General features: G+C 29.5%; 23 protein-coding genes, 2 tRNA genes and 1 pseudogene. 13 read left to right on the top strand and 13 right to left on the bottom strand.

Annotation, left to right across the window (positions count from 1 at the left end; all coding sequences use genetic code 11):
- Positions 1–57 precede the first annotated feature (57 nt).
- The 3 genes from HGB55_RS09925 to HGB55_RS09915 all read left to right on the top strand — a co-directional run bounded on the left by HGB55_RS09925 (position 58) and on the right by HGB55_RS09915 (position 2,259).
- Positions 58–363 (top strand): hypothetical protein, encoded by a 306-nt coding sequence (locus HGB55_RS09925; RefSeq protein WP_168816742.1) that lies wholly within the window; start codon positions 58–60, stop codon positions 361–363.
- A 108-nt stretch (positions 364–471) separates the two neighbouring features.
- Complete coding sequence (locus tag HGB55_RS09920; RefSeq protein WP_371807813.1) at positions 472–1,788, top strand: phosphoribosylamine--glycine ligase; 1,317 nt, start codon at positions 472–474, stop codon at positions 1,786–1,788.
- A 15-nt stretch (positions 1,789–1,803) separates the two neighbouring features.
- Positions 1,804–2,259 (top strand): GNAT family N-acetyltransferase, encoded by a 456-nt coding sequence (locus tag HGB55_RS09915; protein WP_168816741.1) that lies wholly within the window; start codon positions 1,804–1,806, stop codon positions 2,257–2,259.
- 46 nt (positions 2,260–2,305) lie between these two features.
- Here HGB55_RS09915 and HGB55_RS09910 read toward each other — a convergent pair whose 3' ends face one another.
- Complete coding sequence (locus tag HGB55_RS09910) at positions 2,306–3,049, bottom strand: DUF2490 domain-containing protein (RefSeq protein ID WP_168816740.1); 744 nt, start codon at positions 3,047–3,049, stop codon at positions 2,306–2,308.
- A 126-nt stretch (positions 3,050–3,175) separates the two neighbouring features.
- On the opposite strand from HGB55_RS09910, the gene HGB55_RS09905 reads away from it, so the two are divergent.
- The 7 genes from HGB55_RS09905 (at position 3,176) to HGB55_RS09875 (ending at position 10,199) form a co-directional block, all read left to right on the top strand.
- Positions 3,176–3,376, top strand: coding sequence for a dodecin family protein (locus tag HGB55_RS09905; RefSeq protein ID WP_168816739.1), 201 nt, complete (start codon positions 3,176–3,178; stop codon positions 3,374–3,376).
- Positions 3,377–3,562: 186 nt separating this feature from the next.
- On the top strand, positions 3,563–4,438 hold the full coding sequence (locus HGB55_RS09900) for a site-specific DNA-methyltransferase (protein ID WP_168816738.1): 876 nt from the start codon (positions 3,563–3,565) through the stop codon (positions 4,436–4,438).
- Positions 4,439–4,488: 50 nt separating this feature from the next.
- On the top strand, positions 4,489–5,589 hold the full coding sequence (locus tag HGB55_RS09895) for a hypothetical protein (protein WP_168816737.1): 1,101 nt from the start codon (positions 4,489–4,491) through the stop codon (positions 5,587–5,589).
- Positions 5,590–6,510 (top strand): DNA adenine methylase, encoded by a 921-nt coding sequence (locus tag HGB55_RS09890; RefSeq protein WP_168816736.1) that lies wholly within the window; start codon positions 5,590–5,592, stop codon positions 6,508–6,510. It abuts the gene before it with no gap.
- An 84-nt stretch (positions 6,511–6,594) separates the two neighbouring features.
- On the top strand, positions 6,595–8,640 hold the full coding sequence (locus tag HGB55_RS09885; protein WP_168816735.1) for a thioredoxin domain-containing protein: 2,046 nt from the start codon (positions 6,595–6,597) through the stop codon (positions 8,638–8,640).
- Positions 8,641–8,664: 24 nt separating this feature from the next.
- Entirely contained in the window at positions 8,665–9,471 is an 807-nt protein-coding gene (locus tag HGB55_RS09880; RefSeq protein WP_168816734.1) for a mechanosensitive ion channel family protein, read from the top strand.
- A 56-nt stretch (positions 9,472–9,527) separates the two neighbouring features.
- Positions 9,528–10,199, top strand: a complete 672-nt coding sequence (locus HGB55_RS09875) for a hypothetical protein (RefSeq protein ID WP_168816733.1) — start codon at positions 9,528–9,530, stop codon at positions 10,197–10,199.
- Here the strand turns inward: HGB55_RS09875 and tsaB are convergent.
- The 10 genes from tsaB to cyoE all read right to left on the bottom strand — a co-directional run bounded on the left by tsaB (position 10,196) and on the right by cyoE (position 17,413).
- Positions 10,196–10,873, bottom strand: coding sequence for a tRNA (adenosine(37)-N6)-threonylcarbamoyltransferase complex dimerization subunit type 1 TsaB (tsaB, locus tag HGB55_RS09870; protein WP_168816732.1), 678 nt, complete (start codon positions 10,871–10,873; stop codon positions 10,196–10,198). The genes HGB55_RS09875 and tsaB overlap by 4 nt on opposite strands.
- Positions 10,874–10,979: 106 nt before the next feature.
- Positions 10,980–12,350: a TolC family protein gene (locus tag HGB55_RS09865; RefSeq protein WP_168816731.1), complete on the bottom strand. Its 1,371-nt coding sequence runs from the start codon at positions 12,348–12,350 to the stop codon at positions 10,980–10,982.
- A gap of 91 nt (positions 12,351–12,441) precedes the next feature.
- Positions 12,442–12,651 (bottom strand): hypothetical protein, encoded by a 210-nt coding sequence (locus tag HGB55_RS09860; protein ID WP_168816730.1) that lies wholly within the window; start codon positions 12,649–12,651, stop codon positions 12,442–12,444.
- Position 12,652: 1 nt separating this feature from the next.
- Positions 12,653–13,168, bottom strand: a complete 516-nt coding sequence (locus tag HGB55_RS09855; protein WP_168816729.1) for a DUF420 domain-containing protein — start codon at positions 13,166–13,168, stop codon at positions 12,653–12,655.
- A 3-nt stretch (positions 13,169–13,171) separates the two neighbouring features.
- Positions 13,172–13,801 (bottom strand): SCO family protein, encoded by a 630-nt coding sequence (locus HGB55_RS09850; RefSeq protein WP_168816728.1) that lies wholly within the window; start codon positions 13,799–13,801, stop codon positions 13,172–13,174.
- 2 nt (positions 13,802–13,803) lie between these two features.
- Positions 13,804–14,457, bottom strand: a complete 654-nt coding sequence (locus HGB55_RS09845; RefSeq protein WP_168816727.1) for a hypothetical protein — start codon at positions 14,455–14,457, stop codon at positions 13,804–13,806.
- A 59-nt stretch (positions 14,458–14,516) separates the two neighbouring features.
- Complete coding sequence (locus tag HGB55_RS09840; protein ID WP_168816726.1) at positions 14,517–14,870, bottom strand: cytochrome C oxidase subunit IV family protein; 354 nt, start codon at positions 14,868–14,870, stop codon at positions 14,517–14,519.
- A gap of 18 nt (positions 14,871–14,888) precedes the next feature.
- The gene (locus HGB55_RS09835) at positions 14,889–15,869 is read right to left on the bottom strand and encodes a cytochrome c oxidase subunit 3 (protein ID WP_168816725.1); all 981 of its coding nucleotides are present in this window, start codon (positions 15,867–15,869) and stop codon (positions 14,889–14,891) included.
- Positions 15,870–15,923: 54 nt separating this feature from the next.
- On the bottom strand, positions 15,924–16,505 hold the full coding sequence (locus tag HGB55_RS09830; RefSeq protein ID WP_168816724.1) for a cytochrome c oxidase subunit 3: 582 nt from the start codon (positions 16,503–16,505) through the stop codon (positions 15,924–15,926).
- A 2-nt stretch (positions 16,506–16,507) separates the two neighbouring features.
- Entirely contained in the window at positions 16,508–17,413 is a 906-nt protein-coding gene (gene cyoE, locus HGB55_RS09825) for a heme o synthase (RefSeq protein WP_168816723.1), read from the bottom strand.
- 178 nt (positions 17,414–17,591) lie between these two features.
- Here cyoE and HGB55_RS09820 point away from each other — a divergent pair.
- Positions 17,592–17,663, top strand: a tRNA-Gly gene (locus HGB55_RS09820).
- A 20-nt stretch (positions 17,664–17,683) separates the two neighbouring features.
- Positions 17,684–17,769 (top strand) — tRNA-Leu (locus tag HGB55_RS09815).
- A 233-nt stretch (positions 17,770–18,002) separates the two neighbouring features.
- On the opposite strand, the gene HGB55_RS15590 is transcribed toward HGB55_RS09815, so the two are convergent.
- Together HGB55_RS15590 and HGB55_RS15510 are read right to left on the bottom strand one after the other, a co-directional pair.
- Positions 18,003–18,164 (bottom strand): hypothetical protein, encoded by a 162-nt coding sequence (locus HGB55_RS15590; protein WP_371807814.1) that lies wholly within the window; start codon positions 18,162–18,164, stop codon positions 18,003–18,005.
- A gap of 4 nt (positions 18,165–18,168) precedes the next feature.
- Positions 18,169–18,555 (bottom strand): annotated as a pseudogene (locus tag HGB55_RS15510) (type I restriction endonuclease subunit R); the annotation flags it as partial.
- A gap of 546 nt (positions 18,556–19,101) precedes the next feature.
- On the opposite strand from HGB55_RS15510, the gene HGB55_RS09805 reads away from it, so the two are divergent.
- The coding region (locus HGB55_RS09805; RefSeq protein ID WP_168816722.1) for a PKD domain-containing protein at positions 19,102–23,335 on the top strand (4,234 nt) is incomplete at its 3' end.

Below are 23,335 nucleotides of genomic sequence, written 5' to 3'. Positions count from 1 at the left end.
TGGTATTTAAATTTAAAACTAATCTAAAAATAACTATTAATTAAAAATTAAAAAGAAATGAAAGCAATTATTTTATTTTTTACAATGGTATCGTTTGCCTTTGTTAATCAAACAGAAGAAATTACAACAATTAAAGCAACTTACAACGGTTATGATGAAGGAACTTATTATTTTACTGATGAAGATGAAAACAATTATTACTTTGATAGTATTGAACCTGAAGCATTAAAAAAATACGACTTAACAGATGAGGAATTTATTGGAAAAACTTTTAATGTAACCTATAAAGTAGTTACAAAAACCGATGAATTTGATGAAGAATTCGACTCATTTGTTATTGTAAAATTACAATTAGTAGAATAATTTGATTTAGGGAGGTTTAAACCTCCCTAAATATTTTAACTTATATTGTTAAAGTAAAAATTACGTTTAATATTAAAAAAACTTTAAAATAAATTAGTATTAATTTAAGTGAAAACAAACACAAATCAATCTAAAGACCAAAAAAATACAAAAAGAAATTTTTTAATAATTTCTAGATGGGGAGAGTTTTTAGATATTGCTTACGCCATCTTATTAGAAGGCAATAATGTTAAAATGTATATTGAAGATAAAGGCTCAAAAGAAATAGGTTACGGGTTTGTACCTAAAGTGCAAGATTGGAAAAAACATATGGAATGGGCTGACATTATTATTTTTGATTATACAGGCTATGGAAAAGTTTGCGAAGAATTAAGAGCATCGGGTAAATTAGTATTTGGAGGTAGCCAATATACTGACAGGCTCGAATTAGATAGAAATTTTGGACACTCTGAACTCCAAAAACACAAAGTAAAAGTGCTTCCTTCAAAAGAATTTTTCAATTTTGAAGATGCTATTGATTACGTTAAAAAAAATCCGGATACTTATGTAATTAAACCCTGCGGTGAAATACAAGAATTAAAACAATTACTATTTGTAGGAAATGATGATGAAGGATTGGATGTTATTCGTGTTTTAAAAGCCTATGAAAAAACTTGGGGAAATAAATTCGGAAATTTTCAATTACAACGAAAAGTAAAAGGTGTTGAAGTATCTGTTTCTGCATTTTTTAACGGAAAAGAATTTATACTTCCAATAAATATCACATTTGAACATAAAAAATTATTCCCTAAAGAACTTGGTGTATCTACCGGCGAAATGGGATCGAGTATGTTTTGGGCTAAAAATTCTCCTATTTTTGATCACACTCTAAAAAAATTAGAAGCTACTTTAGAAAAAAATAACTTTTTAGGTCATATAGATATTAACTGCATTGTAAATGGAAATGGTATTTATCCGTTAGAGTTTACTTCCAGATTTGGTTTTCCTCAAGTATTTATTCAAAGAGCCGGCATAAACGAGCCTATTGGCAATATGCTTTATAAAATTGCCAAGGGAGAAAAATTTACAATAAATGTAAAAAAGGGATTTCAAGTTGGGGTTTTTATGGTAGTACCTCCATTCCCTTATGATGACAAAAAAAGTTTTAATCTTTTTTCTAAAGATTCAGTTGTAATTTTTAAAAAAGAAGTAAAAGAAGGCATTCACCCTATGCATTTAAAAAAGGTAAATGACGAATGGCTTATAACAGGTAATACAGGTATCGCTTTACTAGTTACCGGAACAGGTATTACCATGAGAGATGCTCAAAAAATGATGTATAATAGAGTTAGCAATGTAATAGTTAACAATAGTTATTACAGAACTGATATCGGTGATAGATGGTTGGAAGACTCCGATAGACTTTGGTCTTGGGGTTTATTATAATTTTTTATAAAAACTATGAATAATACGTTTAGCTGTATTAAAAATTCTCCGGAACAATTCTTTACTATTTTACCTCTTGACTGGCAAAATGTTATTGTACCACAATGGGATAATTTCAAAAAAACATCTTCAATATATGTTTTTAAAGAAAATAATAAGGTTATTGCTGGCGGAATTGTTTTTGAAAAAAGTCATCCAAATATGAATGATTTTGAAAAACAGCACCAGAAACTATATGATGAAGGTTATTTTTATTTGGGTTTTATATGGGTAATTCCTGAAAAAAGAAATCAGCAATTAGCTTCAAAGTGGTTAACTAAACTTAAAGAAGAAACTAAAAATCAAAAATACTGGTTAACTATTGAAGAAGAGTCTCTAAAATATTTTTATAAAAAAAATGGATTCGAATTAATTGCCAAAAGTGAAGATTTTAATTATAAAGAATGGATTTTTATTTTTAATCCGGAATAAAACTTACAGTATAAAAAAAGAGGTTATTTTACAGCCTCTTTTTTTATTATTTCTTTTTAGTTAAATCAAAATCGTAACTTAATGTAACGTGTAAAATATTGTTTGAAACAAATTTTTCTGGATTCGACTTAAAATAATATCTACCATAACCCAACCATATTTTAGAATTATCCAATAATTTATATCCCAACAAAGCTTCAAAATTATTTTGATCAAAATCAGGTTCATTTAAACCTGTAGTAAATCGTATTCTAATTTCGTTTGAAAGCTTTCCTAAAATGTACTGCTCATTTTTTAGTTTAAATAAATTAAATGTTACCTGAAGCCTATAACGTAACCTTTGAAAATACTTTGATCCTTCAATTTTATTTGGAGTAACATCTTTATTTATCAAATCTAACGTACGTTCTTCAAACATTAATCTATTATTAAAAGTTGTATTTCCAACTTTTGAGTTAACCGTTATATGTTGCCACCATCTATTTTCATCTCTAGTTATTGATGCATGTGAAGCGCCGTGAGCATAATACTTATACAACATATATCCGGCACCAATACTTACATTTTTGTTTATTTGATAGTTTACACTTGGGCTAATTAAAAAAGCTTGTGTATTTTTTAAAAACCCAACACGTCTCTGCTGAATTAAATTCCCAACATAAAATTTATTTGATAATTTAAATTTGTTAGATAATGTAAACCACGAGCCATTTTCTTTAAAAACTTCTATTTGAGATTTTACATCTTGTGCAGCTAGTACTAAAAATAGAATTAAAATTAGTTTTTTCATTTTAACTATTTACTTAAACAAGCGTGCAAAGGTAAAACATTATGTAATGTATTAACTGAGATTTGTCAGGTATAAATTATTTATTTTGTATATTTAAACTTATTATTAATTTAAAAAATATTTGTTATGGCTGTAATGAAAGTTATTGAAGTAATGGCTAACTCCGAAAAAAGTTGGGAAGATGCTACAAAAAAAGCTGTTGCACACGCAGCAAAAAGTGTTAAGTATATCAAATCAGCATTTGTGCAATCACAAAGTGTAGTTGTTACCGATGGAGAAGTTGAAGAGTTTAGAGTAAATGTAAAAATTACTTTTGAAGTTAAATAACCTCAATTTAAATCTACAAAAAAGGCGCTTTATTTCAAGCGCTTTTCTTTTTTAAAATATTAAAATATAAATTAATGCACCGTGTGTTATATATCTTTCTATTACTTTTATTAATTAGTTCTCGTCAATATAGAAAAAGGACAAAAGAAACTTCAAGCTTTAGAAAAATAAAGGTAATTTCGCAATATGGATACAAAACATAAAGTGATATTTGGTAATTGCATGAGTATGGCAGAATTGTCAGACCAAAGCATTCATTTTATAGTTACTTCACCACCTTATTTTAACGCACCATTTGACTATAAAGGGCTTTTTGAAAATTACGAACAATATCTTGGTGTGATAAGGAAAATGGCAAAAGAAGCATACAGAGTTTTACAAGAAGGTAGAATTTTTGCGTTAAATATTGATGACATGCTCGTAGATGGGAAAAAATACCCAATAACAGCAGATGCAATTAAAATATTTCAAAATGTAGGTTTTAGATATAGAGATAAAATAGTTTGGAAAAAACCAGATGGTTATTTAAGAATAAGTAGGAGAAGTGGGGTTTTATTAAAAAACCCATATCCAATGTATTTTTATCCTGACAATTTATTAGAGAGTGTTATTATCTTTCAAAAAGGAAAATTTAATTATCATTCCATTTCAAAGGAAATTAGACAAAAATCTAAAATTGATACAAAAGAATTTCAAAGCAATGGTTGGTATAAAACCATTTGGGAAATTACAAATGTTTTGCCTGGTTCAAAGCTTGAAAAAGGAGTTGCTGCTTTTCCTGATGAACTTGTATATAGACTTATAAAATTGTTTTCATACTATGGCGAAACAGTACTTGATCCATTCCTTGGTAGTGGAACAACTATGAAAGTTGCAAAAAAATTAGAGAGAAACTCTGTTGGTTTTGAAATTATTAAAGATTTAGAAAGTGTAATACGAAAAAAAACTGAATTTAAAAATGAAGTTAATCCTAATATTTTTAAAGTCATTGAACGAGATAAGGGAAAATATAGGTTTGTTACTTTAGATTATATTGAGAAAAAGAAAAATGGTAATAATTAATTAAAAAGAATATTTTTAAAAATATAATATTTTTAAGGAAATATATAAAGATGAATATAAGTGCTAAAATAACTGGTATTGAATACCAAAGTAAACTGATAAGTGAATTAAAAGTGTTTGATATAAAAGATTTTAATATAAATAATCTCCCAGCAAGTTCTATCGTAAAAGACGGCAGTTTTTCTTTTGGAATATCTAAATGGGTTTCGCCTAAAAGAACACGTTCATACCCATATGAAAGAATCTACAACACTCTTGGTAATTCAAAAAAGATTACTGTAATTCCTATCATAAAAGACGAAGGGAAACGTGGCGACAGAGATTTTATACAATGGGATACCGTCTCGTTAATGAGTTTACTTGATGTTTTTGTAATTTTTGCATACTATGAAAGTGCAGAAAAACACACAACAAAAGAAAATAAGATAACAAGTCAACTATTTGACAATGATTTGGTTATATCAAAAATAACAGAAATTAAAAGTTATCACAGCTCAGCATTACATTGGAACTTAAAAGAAATTGAATATTCTTTTCCAAAATTAATTCAAAAAGTAAAATCGTCATATAAACAAATTGGTATTCGCTTGAACGTAGAATTTCACAATGAACAAGGAATTGATAGATTTGCTAATCAATTTATTAATGGCGTTAAGGATTTTATGTCAGCATCACGACAGAAAGCAAAAGATGCACAAAATCGAGAAATGCAAACAATTCAACCGAAAGAAGTCTTATCAACGCATACAAAAGCCACAATTACAATAGAGAATTATCTTGGCGGAAAATATTATTTCACAACTGACGAAATAAAAATTGAAGGTAGAAACATTTTCCTTATCGAATGTAAACATTCTATAAATTCACTATTGCCAAGTATTGGAGATATTAAAGACGGGTTGTTAAAAATGATATTATACACGAACCTAAAAAAAGTAAAAATTGATTATGTTGAATATAATCCAATACCTGTCATCAAGCTTACTTCAAACAAACTACAAGGTAGTATTTTATCATCTGAAAATACTGATAAAATAAGTAGTTTCATTTCAAAACAAGCATTTTCAAAAAAACAAAAATCAATAATTGAAAATCTGTTTCTAGAAGCAAAAAAAAATAATCTACTTATTAACATTGAAAAAGCTGAGTAAATGATAAAAAGTCCTTTAAGATATCCTGGTGGGAAAAGTAGAGCTTTAAAAATTATTTCACCCATTATTCCTGAATTTAAAGAATTTCGAGAACCCTTTGTTGGTGGTGGCTCTGTTTTTGTTTATCTAAAACAAAAATATCCAAATAGAACTTATTGGATAAATGACTTATATTCTAACTTGTATCATTTTTGGAAACAAACGCAAGAAAACCTTGATGAATTAATTGAACAAGTTTATAATTGGAGAAATGATTTTAAAAACGGAAAAGAACTACATAGATATTTATTAGATAATATTGATACATTTGATGAATTGAAAAAGGCATCTGCATTTTTTGTGTTTAATAGAATTACTTTTTCTGGAACAACAGAAAGTGGTGGTTTTTCAAAAGCCGCATTCGAAAAGAGGTTTACGATTTCAAGTATAGATAGAGTAAAACTTCTCTCATCCATTTTAGATGACACAAGTATTACAAATTATGATTATCAAAAAGTAATTGAGAAAGAAGGAGAGAATGTATTTATTTTTCTTGACCCACCATATCACTCTGCAACAAAATCAGCGTTATATGGAAAAAATGGAAATATGCACAAAACATTTGACCACGAAAGATTTGCTCATGTTTTAAAAAATACTAATCACAAATGGTTAATAACATATGATGATAGTAAATATATTAAAGATCTCTTTTCGTTTGCAAATATAAATGAATGGAATTTGACATATGGAATGAGAAATGTAAATAAAAATAGCAATCAAAACGGAAAAGAATTATTTATAAGTAACTATGAATTATTTGAAAACGAGGCTAAATTTGAAAGAACACTATTTGATGAGGTAAAAGAAATACTGCCGAAAACAAAATCTATACCTAATGCGGGTTATTGCAAAAAGTCAGAAATTTATACGAGTAAATAAAATTAGTGATGCATTGAATAGCTAGTACATTTATTCTCACACTATGCATAGCCAAACCGTTGTAAAAATCAAAACGGAAATAAAATGTCTGAACACAAATACACCAACAGTTTAATAAATGAAACGAGTCCATACTTATTACAACATGCCCATAATCCGGTTGATTGGAAAGCTTGGAATGAAGAAACCCTTGAACTAGCTAAAAAAGAAAATAGGCTTATTATAATCTCAATAGGATATTCATCATGCCATTGGTGTCATGTAATGGAGCACGAAAGTTTTGAAGATGAAGAAGTGGCTGCGGTTATGAATCAACATTTTATCAATATTAAAGTTGACAGAGAAGAAAGGCCCGATGTAGATCAAATTTATATGAATGCAGTTCAATTAATGACCGGTAGTGGTGGATGGCCATTAAACTGTATTGCTTTACCCGATGGAAGGCCTATTTGGGGTGGTACTTATTTTCCAAAAGCAAACTGGATCAATGCGCTTCAACAACTACAAAAACTTTATATTGAAAAGCATAACGATGTGCTCGATTATGCCGAAAAGCTAACACAAGGAATTAAAAACTCCGATTTGGTTCCTTTTAATAGTAACCAAACCGAATTTACTTTTTCTGATTTAAAATCTTCTATTGAAGAATGGAAAAAATATATGGATTTTGAATTAGGAGGAAAAAATAGAGCTCCAAAATTTCCAATGCCTAATAATTATCAATTTCTGTTAAGGTATGCTATTCAAGCAAATGATAACGAAATACTAAACTATGTAAATACATCTTTAACCAAAATGGCTTACGGTGGTATTTACGATCAAATTGGTGGTGGTTTTTCTCGATATTCTGTTGATAAAAAATGGCACGTGCCACACTTTGAAAAAATGTTGTATGACAACGGGCAATTAGTAAGTTTATATGCTGAAGCCTATCAAGCAACAAAAAAACCTCTTTACAAAAATATAGTTTATCAAACTTTAGATTTTATAGAGCGTGAATTATTGAATAACGAAGGTGCTTTTTACTCTTCATTAGATGCCGACAGTTATAATTTTGAAGAAAAATTAGAAGAAGGCGCTTTTTATGTTTGGAAACAAGAAGAGTTAAAATCAATTTTAAGTAATGATTTTGAGTTGTTTTCAGATTATTACAATATAAATAGTTATGGTTATTGGGAACATAACAATTATGTTCTTATCAGAAAAATTGAAGATGATGAGTTTTCAAAAAAACACTCAATTCCAGTTTCAAAATTAGAAGAAAAAGTAACTTTTTGGCAAAAAACACTTTTAAAAGAACGAACAAAAAAACAAAGACCGAGATTAGACGATAAATCGTTAACATCGTGGAATGCCTTAATGCTAAAAGGATATATTGATGCGTATAAGGTATTTAACGAACCTCATTTTTTAGATATTGCACTAAAAAATGCCAAGTTTATTTCTAAAACTCAACTTTACGAAAACGAAAATTTAAATCATTCTTATAAAAATGGTAAGAGTACTATTAATGGTTACTTAGAAGACTATGCTACTGTAATTGATGCTTATATATCGCTATACGAAGCCACTTTAAACGAAAATTGGTTAAACACAGCGAAACAATTAACCGACTATACGTTTGATCATTTTTTTGATATCGAAAAATCTATGTTTTACTTCACCTCAAATGAAGATACTGATTTAATAACACGAAAAATGGAAATTGAAGACAACGTTATACCTGCTTCAAACTCCATAATGGCAAATAACTTATTTAAATTAAGTCATTATTTTTCTAACAGTTATTATTTAAAAGTAAGTAAACAAATGCTGCATAATATTAAAGACCGAACTTTACAATACGGTTCCGGATTCTCAAACTGGTTACAATTGTTGTGCAATTTTGTGGGTGATTATTATGAAATAGCCATTTCTGGAAAAGATGCTTTAAACAAACTTCATCAAATAAATCAAACGTATATTCCTAATAAATTGATTGCAGGAAGTTTAGATAAAAGTAATCTCCCATTAATGGAAGGTCGTTTTAACAAAAATGAAACACTTATTTATATATGTGTTGATGGAGCTTGCCAATTGCCTGAAAAAAGTACTTCCAAAGCAATCGATCAATTGAATATTAATTTTTAAATTTACATCAAAAATAAAAATATTATGAATTTTCAAAAGTACTTAGACTTAACACTTGAATTTATTAAAGCCAATATTGGAAATGTAATTGTAGCAATTCTTATTTTAATTATTGGGTTATGGTTAACTAATAAAATTGTAAAACTGACTAAAAAAATAATGGCCAATAGAGGTGTTGATATAACACTTCAAAAGTTTTTAGGTGATTTATTGGGATGGACGTTAAAAATCCTTGTTTTTATTACAGCTATTTCTCAAGTTGGTGTTGAAACAACTTCATTTATTGCCATTTTAGGTGCTGCTGGTTTAGCCGTAGGATTAGCTCTACAAGGTTCATTAGCCAATTTTGCAGGCGGTGCTTTAATCATGATTTTTAAACCTTTTAAAGTAGGCGATCTAATTGAAGCGCAAGGAGAAATAGGTGTTGTAAAAGAAATTCAAATATTTGTAACTAAACTTACATCACCTCAAAACAGGTTAATTATTATACCTAATGGTGCGCTATCTAACGGAAATATTGTAAATTATACTGAAGAAGGAAAATTACGTGTTGACTTAACTTTTGGTGTTAGTTATGATGCTGATATTAAACAGACAAAAGATGTTTTAATGAAAGTGTTGTTAGATAATCCAAATGTTTTGAAAGATCCGGCACCAACCGTAAATGTATCTGAATTGGCAGACAGTTCTGTTAATTTTGCTGTACGCCCTTGGGCAAATGTAGCTGATTATTGGGGCGTTTATTTTTCAACTATTGAAGAAACTAAAAAAGCATTGGATAAAGCAGGTATTGAGATTCCTTATCCACATCAAGTAGAAATAAAAAGATAAGCACCTTTACCTTTGTGGTATTATTTTTGTACCTTTTCTTTTAAAATATATAAAATATGAAAACTTTTTTAACTTCAATTTTTTGGATGTTATTTCTACCATTGATTGTAAATGGACAAATTAATAACGAAGAACTTGTTAACTACTCTAATAGTTTTAAATCTTTTGATTTAAGAGATAAAAATTTAAAAGGAAGTACTTTTATAAATCAAGAACTGCTTCCGGCTAAAGTTTCTAAAACTAATAAAGTTTACTCAATGAGGTATAATGCTTACGATGATGCTATGGAAGTTGAAGAAAATGGCAAATTGTTTTATTTAAAAAATCAATTTAATTCTGCTATAACTTTTGAAACACTCAACAAAGTATATCAACTTTTTAGTTATACTGAAAATAATTTAAAAAAGTCAGGATATTTTGTGGTTTTAAATAGTGGAGATAAAATTACTTTACTGTTAAAAGAAAGAATTAAATTTTATGATGAAGTTAAACCAAGAACAGGTTATGATAAATACCAACCACCAAAATTAAAAAGAGAAAAAGACCAATTTTATTTCAGTTATAATAATAATATGGCAATTGAATTACCAACTAAGAAAAAAGGGTTCTCTTCTATATTTAAAAATAATCAAAAAGCTGTTGAAAGTTATATATCAAAAAATAAACTAAATATAAAAAAGGATAAAGATATTATTCAACTATTTGAGTATTATAATTCATTAAATTAAAGTTGTTTTTTTGATTTAGTTACCACAAAATCTTTTAAATAAAACGGTTCAAAATAAGCGACATCTTCAATCTCGTTTTTTTTATATTTTTCATACGATATGGCTGACATCTCATTTGCTGAAGGAAATTTACCCTCAACAAAAACAGCATTTTCATGTTTTAAAATTTCTTTACATTTATCAACACCATAGCCTAAAAAATAAACCTTTTTTTTATCTAAATATTCGTTAAAAGAAAACTTATCAATTATTTTAGCTTTTACGTCTTCAATAACTTCATATTTATTACTTAAAACACAGCAGTATACTTCCATTCTTCTTGCATCAATCAAAGGGATTAAATAACCTTCAGTAATAGCTTCCGATTTTGCTAAAGACACTAAAGTATGAACAGAAATTAAAGGAATATTTAAAGCAAAACACAATCCTTTTGCTGCAGAAACTCCAATTCTTAACCCTGTGTACGAGCCTGGTCCTTTACTAACTGCGATAGCATTAATCTCATTCATTTCCACACCAGCCTCTAAAACAACTTCTTTAATAAATTCATGTAATTTTTCAGCATGCGAATAAGCACCATCATTCAATTCTTTTAAAGCAATAGTTTTACCGTCTTTTGCTAAACTAACGGAACAATTTTTTGTTGCTGTTTCTATATTTAATATAAATGCCAATTTCTGAATTTTTAAAAAAACAAAGATACTTAATTTGATAACTACTGTAAAACAAAAAATCCAACTAAAAAGTTGGATTTTTTGTTTGAAAAATTCAATATAAATTTTAGTTTATAACTATAGGTATTCCATAATAGTATTCTAATAATTTTGTTCTAAATACAAAGTTATATTTTGCATTTGCCAAAGTTGATTGTGCATTTACCAGTCTGTTTCTAACCTGATCAAAATCGAAAGAGGTCATAACTCCTAAGTTGTAACTTTCCTGAGCATTTTTAAACGACTCTTGTTGGGCTTGTAATGATGTTTGAGCTGAAATAAACTGATTTAATGCAGCTTTTGCATCCGCATAAGCTTTTTCAATATCTTCACGTAATTTAACTTGTTTGTCTAATAACTGTAACTCTGCTCTTTCTTTATTGATTTGAGCTTTTGCAACACTTGATTTTGTTTGAAATCTGTTAAAAATAGGAATGTTTAATGACAGTCCAATATTGTACCCTAAATTATCCTCTAACTGCTGTCCAAATCCATTAGATTGATAAACAATTTCATTGGTCTCAGGATCAATAACTGCTCTTTCGTCTTTTTGCCCTTGTGCGTGTTGATAAGATGAACCAACACTCGCCCCTAAAGAAAGTGATGGATAATAAGCACCTTTAGCAATTTCTATCCCCAAATCAGAATTTTCAACAGTTATTTCTGCGCTTTTAATTTCAGGTAAAATACTTAAGGCTTTATTATAAATATCATCTGTATCATTATAAATTAAAGAAGCTGAATTAAGGTTTATTTCAACATCCTCTACATCAAAACCTTTATGCGAAATTTGAAGTATTTGTGCCAAACTTAATAATGAAAGATCTAAGTTATTTTTAGCGGTAGTAACTTGTTGATCATTATTAGCTAAAGTTGCTTGCGCTTCTAATAATGTTGATTTTGGCTCGGTACCTGCATCAACAAGGCTTTTAACTTTTTCTAATTGGCTTTTGCTTATATCTACTTGATCTTGAGCTATAATAAGACTCTCTTTATATAACAACACATTTAAATAAGAATTAACAATATATAACATAATGTTATTTTTATTTTCTTCTAAGTCAAAACCTGCAGCTTCAAGGTTTTTTTGAGCTTGTAAAATATTTTTTTTGTTTCTGTTTCCATTATACAAAGTAACACCGGTATTTATTCCAAAGCTATTAGATCTACTATCAATAGAAACACGACCTCCATAATTATCGATATAAGAACCGAAATTAAAATTTTGAGATGCTGATGCACTCAAAGACGGATAAAGATTCCCTTTTGCTGAAACTATGTCTTCCTCTATTAATTCGTTACTTAATTCTTGTTGTTTGATTGAAAGATTATTTTCCAGAGCGTAATCAACACATTCTTGAAGCGTCCATTTTTTATCTTGCGCATTTGCAGTAATTACTAATACAAACGCCAAAACAGTAACAATTTTTGTTCTCATTATATTTAATAGAGTTTTTATGGTTAAGCTGATTTTGTTATATGACGACTAAAATTATTATTTGTTACACTTGTAGCCTCTTATAGAAATGTTAAATTTTATTTTTTCTTTTATTTTTAATGATAAAATAAAGCAAAGCGCCAACTAACAAATATGGAAAAATCATTAAATATAATATTCCGGAATTTAATCCTTCAGCTTCTGAAGCATTTCCACTTTCTACAACAGCCTTACACATAGCACATTGCGCATTTAAAAAATACGAAGTAAATAAAAATACTATACTTAAAGTTTTTTTCATTTTAATAATATGGCGAAATCATAATATAAACTACCACACCCGTAACTGCAACATATAACCATAATGGAAATGTAATTTTTGCTATTTTTTTATGAAGTTCTATATCATTGGTAATGGCTCTCACATACGTTATTAGTACAAATGGAATAACGGCTATAGATAAAATAATATGGCTTATTAAAATAAAGTAATATGCTATTTTTTCAGCACCTTCTCCTCCAAATTTTGTTGATGTAGATGTCATATGGTATAAAACATACATCACTAAAAACAATATTGAAAGCATAATAGCTGTTTTCATCAAATTTTCATGTAGTTTTACTTTTTTATTTTTAATTGCCCAAACAGCCAAACTTAATACAAAAGCAGTTATCGCATTAATTACTGCATAAATTGGCGGTAAAAATACCGGTAACTCTAAGTCTATTTTTATGCCAAATAAAATGGCTACGGCTACAGGAATGGCTATAGATAAAATAATTATCCACTTATTGTATTTTTTTGCTTCTGTATTCATTAATTATTCTTTTAATAAAATTTTAATATCTTCTTTTATCATTTGTACACCTTTTGGATCTAATCCGTCATAAAAAGCAATTGGGTTTCCAAATTCATCTTTTCGAGAACGAATATTTCCTTCTTTATCAATTAAAGCAAACATACCTGAATGTTCAAAACCACCTTCAGCTTCGCTGTTTTTACCTGCATATAATGTAAAACCATTATTTGCCAACTCATAAATCTTATCTTGATTACCGGTTAAAAAATTCCAAGTTTTTAATGTTGCTCCATGCGATTTTGCATATTCTTTTAAAATCTCAGGTGTATCGTGCTTTGGATTGATACTGAATGATGCTATTCCAAAGTTTAAATTTCCGTAAAATTCATTTTGAATTTTCACCATATTCTCATTCATTCTAGGACAAATAGTTGGGCATGTTGTAAAGAAGAATTCAACAACATACACCTTATTTTTATAAAATGAATTTGTAATTACTTCACCGTTTTGATTGGTAAACTCAAAATTAGGCACTTCTCCAATTTTAGTCAGTTTTGGGTTGTTAAATTTATTTACAATTTTAGGTACTGCATAAATACCAAAAATAAGTATTATAAAAGCTACACCTATGTATGAATATTTTTTCATCACCTCTAATTTTCTCTTTTTTTACGCGCTTCTTTTTCGGCAGATTTTTTTAATTGATAATAAATAATATCAATATCATCTTTCATTTTATTTTTTAATGTAGAAATTGATTTCATACTATAACCGTATAATTTTCCATCAGAAGTATCTTCATCATCTTTTCTACCTCTCAATCTTAAATTCATATCAACAATATACGCATTTTCTGAATACGAGTTATTATCTAAAACATAAGGGGTGTTTAAACTATTAAAAATCAGCTGAATAGTTGGTTTGTTAGCATATACAAACTGCCATTTACTAATATCAGTATACGCTGAAAGCTCTTCTATAACAGATTTATATTGTTGCTGAGTTCCTTCTGGTAAAATAGCAACAACCTGAAATAAAGGTTTCTGATAATATCTTTTGTAAATTGTTTGATTTAAGTTAAACATACTGCCTTTAGCAGTATTAATTTCATCACCTAAAAAACACAAGATAGTCAGGTTATTTTCAAATGAAATTTTATGCAAAGAGTCTATTTCCTTTACATCAATAACGTTTTCTGTTAGAATTGGCAAATTAGCATATTTATAGATACCCTTTGATAAGAATATATAAAATACCAAAGGCAAAATAAACAAACTAAAAAGTACCCAAAATTTATTCGATTTCATTTTACAAAATTAAAAAAGGTGGTTTAAAAACCACCTTCCTCCATATTATTTTTATTCAATTAGTAGTTCCATTTTGTTAATGGACCTAATACATCTCCAATATAATTTCCTTCAATCAACAGCAACGTAGCTAAATAAGAAATTAAAAAAACTCCTGTCCAAACTACTGCTCTTCTTAAATTCTTTTTCTCATCAGCCATATGCATAAAAAACCAAGTAATATAATAAGCTTTTACCAAAGTTAAAACAAGAAAAATTATATTTAAAGGACTTGTACCAAAAACTCTGCTTAAATGGAGTGAATCCGGTTTTTCAATTCCTAAAATTACTTCAACTATTGTAACAACAGAAAGTATACCAAATACTTTCCAAATTAATTTTGTGTGCGATGTATGTTCTTGTGCGTGTGCCATTTTAATATCTTTTTTGAATTAAACTAAGTAGAAGAATGTAAATACAAACACCCAAACTAAATCTACAAAATGCCAATATAATCCAACTTTTTCAACCATTTCGTAATGCCCTCTTTTTTGATAAGTTCCAATAATTACATTAAAAAAGATGATAATATTAATTAAAACTCCAGTAAAAACGTGAAATCCATGGAATCCTGTTATAAAGAAAAAGAAATCGGCAAACAAAGTTTTTCCATATTCATTTACTTTTAAGTTAGCACCTTTTACTACTACTTTAGCTTCGTTTAAATAAGCCATTGCCTCTTCGCGAGGTATTATTGTTTTGGTTTTGGTTTCAGCATTAATTTTTTCAGTTCTAATTGTAATATCAGGGTTTGCTTTAAAACCTTCAATTACTTCATTTACAGAAAATGGGGGTAAAGCAGCTTCTTTAACAAACCATAAACCTTTATCTTTTGTATGTTGAGTTCTTTCAGAATGAGATGCTATTGCAAACTTTTCTAATTCAATTTGATGACCCGAAGCATCTACAAACTGAATGATTTTACCATCATTTAATTGAACTGCACCATAACTTCCTCCAATAAAGTTTTTCCATTCCCAAGCTTGAGATCCTAAGAATATTAACCCGCCAATAATGGTTAGCAACATATAAAATGTTACTTTCTTTTGTTTCATTTGACGACCAGCATCAACTGCCAATACCATTGTAACCGAAGAAAATATCAGAATAAAGGTCATAAATGCCACATAATACATTGGCGCATGTACACCATGTAAAAATGGAAAGTGAGTAAAAACTTCATCGGCTATTGGCCAAGATTCAATAAATTTAAAACGTGTTAAACCATAGGCGGCTAAGAAAGCTGAAAATGTAAGAGCATCTGATAAAATGAAGAACCACATCATCATTTTACCATAACTTGCACCTAACGGCTTGTTGTTTCCTCCACTCCAAGTTTGCCCATTAGTTTCAGTAGCAATAGTTGCTTCCATAAAAGTTATGTTTTTGATTTTTAGTTATAGTTTGCCAAAAGTACATAATTTTTATTATCTAATAAAATAGAAAAATAAAAATAGGTAAATCCATAGTATATCTACAAAATGCCAAAAAATAGCACCCAGTTCTAATCCTAAAAAATCTACTGATGAGTACTTTTTATTGAAATGATTGTATAAAACTACCAATAACACAATTAATCCTGCAAAAATATGCGCTAAATGTGCTAACGTAATTCCATAAATAAATGAAGATTTTACGGTACTTTTCTCACCGGCAAAAACCAAACCAGCATTAAATAGTTCTTTAAATCCTTCAAACTGAAAAAACACAAATCCAACACCTAAAATAAGAGTTGATACTAAAAAAACAGTTGTTAATTGCCTGTTGTTTTTTTTAATAAAATTTTTTGCTAAAAAAAAAGTTATACTACTTAATACTATTAAAGTTGTGCTTATATAAAATGCGTTTGGTAAATCAAAAGACACCCAATCACTTCTTTTTCTACTAACTACATACGCACTTGTTAAACCGGCAAACATCATAGTCATACTAATCATAGAAACCCATAACATTGGTTTTGCTGATTTCCTTTTTGCTTTTTTTAATTCTTTATCTAACGATTCTTTCATTTTTAATGTAAAAATTTATCTACAACGTAGATTATTTGTATTAATGTTATGTATAACACACTTGATAACATTAATTGTCTTGCTTGTTTGTCAGTTTGTTTTTTATACAATTTTATGGCATAAAATAACATTTTTCCTCCTAATAATGCTAAAATAACTGCTGTAACCGGGTAAATATAAAAACTTCCTGTTAATTTAAAAGCAGGAATTACAGATACTATTATTAAACAAACGGTATAAATAATGATTTGCACTACCGCTTTTTTATTTTTTTGCCCCATTGGCATTAAATTAAAGCCGGCTTTTTTATATTCATCATATTGTAACCAAGCAATTGCCCAAAAATGTGGAAATTGCCAAAAGAACTGAATTAAAAATAACATTCCCGGTTCTACAGAAAAATGATTTGTAGCTGCTACCCAACCTAACATAAACGGGATAGCTCCAGGTATTGCACCTACAAAAACCGCCAGTGGAGTTACCGATTTTAAAGGTGTATACACACTTGTATATAAAAATATTGAAATTGCCCCAAATAAAGCACTTTTAGGATTTATAGAATATAAAATAGCTAAACCTAAAATTGTAAATGCAATTGCTATAACTAAAGCTGTTGAAACATGCATTCTACCGGTTGGTAGTGGCCTATTTTGGGTTCGTTTCATAAGCGCATCGGTATCTTTTTCAATAATTTGATTAAAAGCATTAGATGCTCCAACCATTAAATATCCTCCAATAGCCAATAAAACCAGTGTTAAAATTTTAATTTCTTCTGCCGCTAATAAATATCCTGCCAAAGATGAAAATACAACACTTAATGATAATCCAACCTTTGTTAGTTGCTTAAAATCATTAATTACTGTTGAAAAATTCACTTTTTTAGGAATCGAATTTGAACTTACTTGCATTAAATTTACTTAAAATTAGTGCAAATATATTTTATTATTAGAGAATTACAACCTTAAAATAAGCTGATTAAAAAAAATATTCAAATAAATTCGAAAAAAGTCTTTGGATTTAATAGAATTGTTTTAAATTTGCCCTCGCATTTGAGCATAACAAATGTTAGTTCTTAAAAATATGACTGCGAAAGTAGCTCAGGGGTAGAGCATCACCTTGCCAAGGTGAGGGTCGCGGGTTCAAATCCCGTCTTTCGCTCTACAATATATAATACCAATGCAGAAGTGGTGGAATTGGTAGACACGCTGGACTTAAAATCCAGTGGACAGTAATGTCCGTGCGGGTTCAAGTCCCGCCTTCTGTACTAAAACTCTTGTTAATCGTTTGATTTTCAAGAGTTTTTTAGTTTTTATACTGATAGATTTACTGACAAATTTTTTTAATATTTATAATTTTCCTTTTCTGTAATCTAAAATAGATTGATAATCTTCAACTAATTATCAAAACCATTTATAAATATTTCAACAAAATTCATTACTTTTTTAAGAATAGCATCACCAATCTTTTTTCTTTTTAGCACCGATGGTTTACCTCCTTCTATAAGTCTAAAACTTCATCTCTAAGAGGTTCACGTTCGGCAAATAAATAATCTTCAATTAACTTTTGAGTTTTGTTGGAAGATAATTTTTCGTCTTTCACCAATTCATTAAATGCTTTTTGCTGTTCATCACTCCAGAATTTATCGAACTCCTGAGGGATGGTATCAATGTCTTCTATTGCAGGTAAATTTTCTAATTAATTCTCGTTTACTCCTCAAATGAGCTTCACCAGCTATTAAATCAAGTACTTCTTTTTTCTTTTTTTCTTGATCTCCTTTCTTAGCTTCTTTTAAAATAGCTAAGAGTTTTAGTATATAGGTTACGTTAATTTCGTCTCTATGAATTAATTCTAATTCAAAATCAACATCTTCTATTATGGATACTTTTTCTTTATTATGATCAAAATTTACTTTTTGCCATAAGTCTAAATATTTACTTCTAAAATCATTGAATAATTCTTCACTCATTGCAATATCTCCCCAATCAAAATCGGCAAAAGTTGCCATTGTATTTTTAAGACGCATTAGTGTCCTAAATGCATGGGTAAATGCTAATTCATCTTCTTAACTTATTAAATTATTTACACTATTAACTGATGGTGTTATCTTTAGTAATTCAATATATGCTAAATTTAATTTATAGTGAGTGCTTCTACCACTACCTTTTACAATAAAAACTCTCATTTCTTCTAATGTTTATAATTACTTGTATAAAATAGATTAGCCAAGCTGTTATTTCATTTTACTTTTTATGAACAATAAATTTCATTATTTATGATTCAGAAAGTACACTTTTATTTTCTTTAAATAAAACCATAATTTCAAAAAACTTTTTTACAAGGAATTTCCTCAAAAATGACTTTGATAGATCGTGGTTTTGAGTCATATAGATTATGATAATAGTTGTATTTAAGGTAATTTAAGCTTTTTGTGTTGTTAAATTAGCATTTTATTGTAATTTTTTAACACTTCATCTATTTTTAGATTGAAGTATAATTTAATATTATACTTTTGTTGTTAACAAGTACACAATAAAAAAAAGAAAAAAAGATTAATTTTTTTAATTATTGACACAGACCTACTCTTATTACATTACTTATGAAGAAAAACTACCTAATTAACCAATCTCTTAAAAGCTTTTTAGTTTCCAAAGGAGGCTTTAATAAAATAAGTAATTATTTTTCTTTAATAACTTTTATTACACTATTTTTAATATCATCCAGTGCTTTTTCACAAACAGCATCATTCAACTTTGTAACTAATCAAACTTGTTCACCTGTTACAGCAAGTTTTACAGATACTTCGGTAGGAGCTACTTCTTGGGAATGGAATTTAGGGAATTCAAATACTTCTACAGTTAAAAATCCTTCAGCAAACTACTCACAACCAGGAACGTATACTGTTACACTAACAATTAATGGAGGAGGAAGTGCTGAATTGGTTTCTACACAAACTATTTCTGTGTATCCGTCTCCATATCCATCTTTACCTTTAACATTGACAGGTTGTGAACCTTTTACTACCACTTTAACCGCTGAAGCTACACCTGTTGTTGTCGAATCATTTGATATAAGTGGCACACCTGTTGGGGGAATAACAGGAGGTGATATATCTTCATATACTTTTGATTTTTTAGGAGTTTTACCAACGGTTACTCAAGCTTCTCCAACATTGAATCTTACAGATTTAGAAGAAGGAACTTATGACGTATTACTAACTGTTGAGGATGTTAATGAGTGTTCAGAAACAATATTTAAACAAGGGGCAATTATAGTATACCCTAAACCTACAGCCGACTTTACTTTTGTGAAAGAGAGTATTTGTGGTTTAGGAGAAGTTACATTTTATGGAAATACTACAATTAGTTCTGGTAGTGTAGTAGATTATTCTTGGGAGATTGATGGAGTTGAAGTTTCAACAGCTCAAAATTTTACACATAATTTTACTGCAGCAGGAGATTATGATGTTACATTTACGGCTATCTCAAATGATTTATGTAGTTCAGACCCTGTAACAAAACAAATTTCTTTTAATGTAGGTAGTGCTACCGACTTTTCTTTTGTTGGAGAATGTGCAGGAGTACCAGTGGAATTTACGGATGATTCAAGTGCAGATGCAGTAAGTTGGGAGTGGGATTTTCAAGATGATGGTACAATAGATTCTACTAATCAATCACCTAATTTTACATATGATTCACCTGGAAATTATACTGCAAAATTAACGACAACTTTTTCTGACGGATGTATAATATCTACAACAAAAGATGTTTTAATTAGTGGTGCTACAGCTACTTTTACGTATGCTACTACTAGTGCATGTTCACCAGACTATACGATTAATTTTACAGACACTTCAACAGTTTCAGGAACAACAATAGATACTTATGCATGGGATTTTGGAGGTGGAAATACATCAAGTTTAAAAGATCCAGCATTTAATTTTAACGGTTCTGGTTCATTCCCTGTTACTTTAACCGTAACTACAGTAAATGGTTGTACCAATACTATAACCACAGATGTGGATATACCAGAAACTGCTGTAGATTTTGAATCAATTAGCTTAGAAGGTTGTGTTTCAGTTCCAAGAGAGTTTTCAGTTATTTACACAAATAGTTCGGATCCTATTTTAACTTATGCTTGGACTTTTGGAGATGGAGGAACATCAACTAATGCAAATCCGACTTATACATATTCAGCAGCAGGAGAATATGATGTGTCATTAACAGTTACTACTACAAATGGATGTACATTAACCAATTCAAAAACTGATTATATTGAAGTAGGAGAAGAGCAATCTATCACATTTACATCCGATAAAATTGAATATTGCATCGATGAGTCTATTCAACTAACTGCTGCTATTACAAATTTAACAGATCAGATAGAATGGGATTTTGGAGATGGAAATGTAATAATGACTGATGTTGATAGTGTAACAGAAAGTACAACTAGCCATACTTATGATGCTACAGGGACATATACAATTTCGGCTACTGCTATTTATAACGGTTGTGAATCAGATGTTTACGAATTGAATGTATTGATTTTACAACCACAGGCAATTTTTACAGCGTCTTCTTATTCTGAATGTATAGCGCCATCATCTGAAATTACATTTACTAATAATAGTGTAGTTGATAATATAACTCCTATATATTTATGGGATTTTGGAGATGGAACTACATCAACAGATGAAAATCCAACTCATAGCTATAATGTAGAAGGAGATTACGCTGTTACACTTACAGTTACTGATTCAGGTACTGCAGCATGTGAAGATACCATAACAGCTAATATATATGTTACGACTTTTACACCAGTTTTTATTATTTCTGACACTTCGCCTATTTGTGCAGGAAGTTCTTTAGACTTTACACATCAATTAGCTTTACCAGAGAATGCATCTTCTAACTTTAGTGCAGCCAGCTATGCATGGGATTTTGGAGATGGAAATACATCAACAGATGAAAACCCAACCCATACTTACGACACACCAGGTCTTTATACTGCAACTTTAACAGTCATAGAAGAACATGGTTGTGAGGAGATATATACATATCCAACAAATATTGTGGTAAATGGACCTATTGTAGATTTTTCTTCCGCACCTTCACCTGTTTGTGCAGGTGGTATTGTAACATTTACATCTAGTGTTACGCAAAGAAGTGGTAGTCCAGTTGATCCAGCTACTACTTTTCATTATGCGTGGGATTTTGGAGATGGAAATACATCAACAGATGTTAACCCAACTCATAGCTATAGTTCTGGAGCAGATTATACTGTTACACTTACAGTTACAGATGATCAAGGGTGTTCCAGTACTAAAATTTCATCTGCAAATGTTCGTGTGCCTGTTCTTACTGCAGGTCTTACAACAACTAAAAATATTTATTGTGTTGATACAGATATTACTTTTACAAGTACTTCAACAGTTAGTTTTGGAACTATTGATTTTTATGAATGGGATTTAGACGGTGATGGTATTTATGAAACATCAGGAAATGATACTAGCCAAATTTTAAATTTTGATATAATTGGAGATAAAACAGTTAACTTAAGAGTTACAAATGATATTGGTTGTGAAGATATTATTTCAAAAACAATTTCAGTTGTTGATGATTATGTTGATATTGTTATTGCTGATACCAACCTAGGTTGTGCACCTGCGCAAGCTCAATTTTCAACAACAGACCCAACAGGTGTTGTAGCGTCATATTTTTGGGATTTTGGTGATGGGTATACTTCAACATTGCAAAATCCAAGTCATTTTTATGCTTTACCTGGAGATTATACAGCAACATTAACAGAAACTTTAACTGGTGGATGTATAAAAAGTAGTACTGTTGAAATATTTGTTGATGGGCCGAGAGGAGATTTCCAGTTTGATACAACTCCGGGTTGTGCACCTCATGATGTTACTTTTAAAGTAGATAATCTTTTTGGAGTTGATGGTTTAGTGTGGGATTTTGGTGATGGTAATACCGTTTCAGAGACTATTGCATCGGGAGTTACTTCTTCTACAATAACACATACATATACTACTTATGGTAGTAGGTTGCCAATTATTATTTTAAATAGTCCTGCCTGTGGAAGTTATTCATATGTGTATGGAGATAATCTTAGAACAAATACAACTGAAAAACCTATTCCTAATTTTTCTTTTACTTCAGTTAGTGGAGAGAGTTGTGAAAGTTCTAGTATTCAATTTACTGACGAATCAGAAAAAGTTGATCCTCGCTATCCAATTTCTGTTTGGAATTGGGACTTTGGTGATGGTAATACATCTAATCTTCAAAATCCAATACATATATATACAGCATCAGGTACATATACAATTACTTTAACTGTTGGAAATGGACTTGTTTCTGGATGTGATGCAACAATTTCACAGGATATTACTGTAAACGCATTACCTGATGCAGTTGCTACACCAACAGCACAATATATTTGTTCTACGGATTCTAATGTAGATATCGTTCTTACAAGTTCACTTGCAAATACTACATTTGATTGGACACGTACTAGTCCTTCTGGTATTACCACCACACAACCAACAAGTGGTACAGATGTTGCAATTGGAGGTAGTATTCCAAGGAGTACATTTACCAATACAACCAATGCTCCAATAACAATAACGTATACAATAACGCCTATAGGTCCATCACCTACATATTGTATAGGCGACGATATTACAGCAACAGTAACCGTAAACCCAACACCAACGATAAGTAGTGCTGCTACAAAAACTATATGTGATAGTACAGATTTAGATTATGACATTACTTCTGCAACAACAGGTACAACATTTACGTGGACAGTTTCAGAAACTACAG

It is taken from the genome of Lutibacter sp. B1 (genome assembly GCF_012524075.1).
In the GTDB taxonomy this organism is placed as follows: Bacteria; Bacteroidota; Bacteroidia; order Flavobacteriales; family Flavobacteriaceae; genus Lutibacter.
The sequence above is the reverse complement of the archived record's forward strand: the minus strand, read 5'-3'. Positions and strand labels throughout refer to the sequence as shown.